This is a genomic window from Streptomyces ossamyceticus (genome assembly GCF_001418475.1).
Lineage (GTDB): Bacteria > Actinomycetota > Actinomycetes > Streptomycetales > Streptomycetaceae > Streptomyces > Streptomyces ossamyceticus.
On the sequence record NZ_LIQX01000891.1, the window covers coordinates 1 to 3017 of the forward strand.

Consider the following 3017-nt stretch of genomic DNA (forward strand, 5'->3'; position numbering starts at 1 on the left):
GTGGACGGCAAGGCCAAGGCCGGCTACGTCCACGTCCTGTGGGGCGGCGCGAAGGGCGTCGGCCGCCACGGCGGCATCCGCGTCAGTCAGGCCACCGCCGAGGTCCCCGGCACCCCGGAGAAGGGCGACCGCTTCGGCGCGGCCGTGGCGCTGGAGGACCTCAGCGGCGACGGTACGGCCGAGCTGATCGTCGGCGCCCCCGGCGAGGACGTGAACGGCCGCGGCACGGACGCGGGCGTGGTCGTCGTCGTGGGCGGCGGCAAGGGCAGCTCGCGCCCCGGCTCGAACGCCATGGTCGGCCCGTCGTCCAACTCCGCGTACGGCTGGTCGGTCGCCGCGGCCGACGTGACCGGCGACGGGGGCCGGGACATCGTGGTCGGCGGCCGCGACAAGGTCGTCCTGAGGGCCGTCGTCGACGGCGGCGAGGACCTCGTCACCACCACCGTCCTCGCCACACCCATGGGCGGCCGCGCCCCCCTCCTCGCCACGGGCGACTTCAACGCCGACGGCACGGACGACCTGGCCCTCGCGTTCCACACGATCAACGCCCCCTACACCCAGTCGCACGTACGGCTGTGGACGTGGGACCCGGCCGAGCGCCGCATGGACAACTTCTGGAACGCCAGCAACGGCGCGGCCTCCGCCCTCGCCACCGGCGACTTCGACGGGGACGGCCTGGACGACCTGGCCCTCGGCGAGTGCCGCGAGATCGCCGACGAGAACATCGACGACCCGTGCGGCCCGGAGTCGTACGCCAAGGGCGGCGGCATCCACGTCCTCTACGGCCACCCGAGCTCGTTCGGCTTCCGCACCCAGACCCTCAACCAGGACACGGTCGGCGTGTACGGCGTCGCCGAGGACGGCGACCGCTTCGGCGCGTCCCTCGCCGTGCTGGACTGGAACCGCGACGGCCGCGACGACCTGATCGCCGGTGCTCCCGGCGAGGCCATCGGCAGCCGCGCCCGCGCCGGCGCGGCGACCCTGCTGCTGAGCCACGGCGGCGGCGTCCTCGACCCGTCCGGCGAGGCCACGTCCGTCGCGTACAACCAGGGCAGCCCCCATGTCCCCGGCGCGGCCGAGACCGGCGACGCGTTCGGCACGGCCGTCGCGACCGGCGACTACGACAAGAACGGCGTCCCCGACACGGCGGTCGGCGCCCCCGGGGAGAACGCCGGCTCCGGCGGCGTCTGGCTCCTCCCGAAGACGTCCACGACGGGCTCGTACGCCCTCACCCCGTCCAACCTGGGCCTCCCGTCCCCGACGACGGCCCTGCAGTACGGCAGGTACCTGAGCAGCCACTGAGCCGACCCCGGCCCCCGGCCGGGCCATAAGTGCCCCTCGCGACACCCTGAGTACTCCCGGAGGATCCCGCGACGAAATCTCCGACCCGAGTACCTGACGATCCCTTAGGGGATGTCACAGCTCGGCCGCAAAGCCGGGCCGGTGCCCCCCGGCCCGGCACGCCGCTCGGCGGGACCAGGTACGTTCGATGACGTGGCTGGATTCAGGATCGGACGCGGCCGGGACAACGGCGCTCCTCAGACGCGACCGCAACACCCCCCGCACGGACAGCAGGCCCCGCAGGCCGGCGGCCCGTCGTACGGCTATCCCCAGACGCCACCGGGCCCGCCGTACGGCGGCGGCCGGGGCGGCAACCAGGGCTGGCCGCAGACGCACGGCGGCCGCCCGGGCAACTACGGCTCCCAGGGCCACCAGGGCCAGGGGAACCACGGCGAGCCGGAGTACTTCGGCGACGGCGGCCACCACGGCGGCGCCGGCCCGGACCCGTACGCGGCCAACAACCCGGGCCACACCCAGATGTTCGCCGTCGGCGAGGACCCGTACCAGCAGGGCGACACCTACCGCGCCGGGAACGCCCCCGCGGCCCCGGTCGGCCCGCGCCTGCCGTGGAAGGACCTCCTGAAGGGCATCGTCACCAGCCCGAACCAGACGTTCCTGGTGATGCGCGACTACGCGGTGTGGGGCCCGGCCCTGATCGTGATGTTCCTCTACGGCCTGCTCGCCGTCTTCGGCTTCGACACGGCCCGCGAGGACGCGATCAACGCGACCCTGTCGAACGCCGTGCCGATCGTCCTGGTCACCGCCGTGACGATGGTGCTGAGCACGTTCATCCTGGGCGTGGTCACCCACACCCTGGCCCGCCAGCTGGGCGGCGACGGCGCGTGGCAGCCGACGGTCGGCCTCTCCATGCTGATCATGGCGCTCACGGACGCGCCGCGCCTGGTCGTGGCGATGTTCGCGGGCGGCGACGCGCCCTTCGTCCAGATCCTCGGCTGGATCACCTGGGTCGCCGCGGGCGCCCTGCTGACCTTGATGGTCTCCAAGTCCCACGACCTCCCCTGGCCGAAGGCCCTGGGCGCGTCGGCGATCCAGCTGATCGCGATCCTCTCCCTGATCAAGCTGGGCACGTTCTAGAGGCACCCCGCTTCGAGCGCACACGAGTGAGGGGCTCCCGGCCGGTCGGCGGGGAGCCCCTCACTCACTTGACGCGATCACGCTCCCGTTCGAGGTGTTCCCCCATGACGACCGTCCGGCGGCTGGTCAGGCAGGCTTGGAGGAGCTGCACGCGTGCGTTCTGGGGCCTGGACCGGGCCCTTGGTGGGCTGGAACGGCCTACCCGCACACAGCAGCTCGCCGCCCGACGACCCTTCGCAGTGGGCGTGGGGACGACAGCATCGGCGGCCGTACTCCTGGGAGTCGCGAATTTCGACAGTGTGGACACGGTCGATGATGTCCTGACGCTCGGGGGCGGCGGACTGGGGTTCGGCCTCGTCTTCGGGCTGACGGCCCTGGGCGAACGCGCCAGACAGCGCCGGCTCCAGCGGCTGGGGCTGTGGGAGCCGCCCGTCAGGGACTGATCGACCCTTTCCGACCACACCGACGCTCCCCCGGGAACTCGCCCCCGGACTGACACGGACCAACCCGCCTCACCCACGAGTGGTCGACGAAAGGCACACCGGGCCACTGAACGCGACCGAGCTTGGCTATGCGGAGGG

At 73.0% G+C, this 3017-nt stretch carries 3 protein-coding genes; all 3 read left to right on the forward strand.

The annotated features are described in order from the left end of the window. Positions 1-1302: FG-GAP-like repeat-containing protein (locus AOK15_RS40185; protein WP_055524080.1), on the forward strand; the 1302-nt coding region annotated here is incomplete at its 5' end. A gap of 111 nt (positions 1303-1413) precedes the next feature. After that, positions 1414-2436 carry a Yip1 family protein gene (locus AOK15_RS40190; RefSeq protein WP_107099624.1) on the forward strand — a complete coding sequence of 341 codons (1023 nt, stop codon included), beginning with the start codon at positions 1414-1416 and terminating at the stop codon, positions 2434-2436. A gap of 299 nt (positions 2437-2735) precedes the next feature. After that, positions 2736-2879 carry a hypothetical protein gene (locus AOK15_RS45430; protein ID WP_157870526.1) on the forward strand — a complete coding sequence of 48 codons (144 nt, stop codon included), beginning with the start codon at positions 2736-2738 and terminating at the stop codon, positions 2877-2879. Positions 2880-3017 lie beyond the last annotated feature (138 nt).

Coding starts and splice junctions, on each gene's coding strand:
- AOK15_RS40190 (WP_107099624.1), top strand. CDS start 1,414: ATGTCACAGCTCGGCCGCAAAGCCGGGCCGGTGCCCCCCGGCCCGGCA.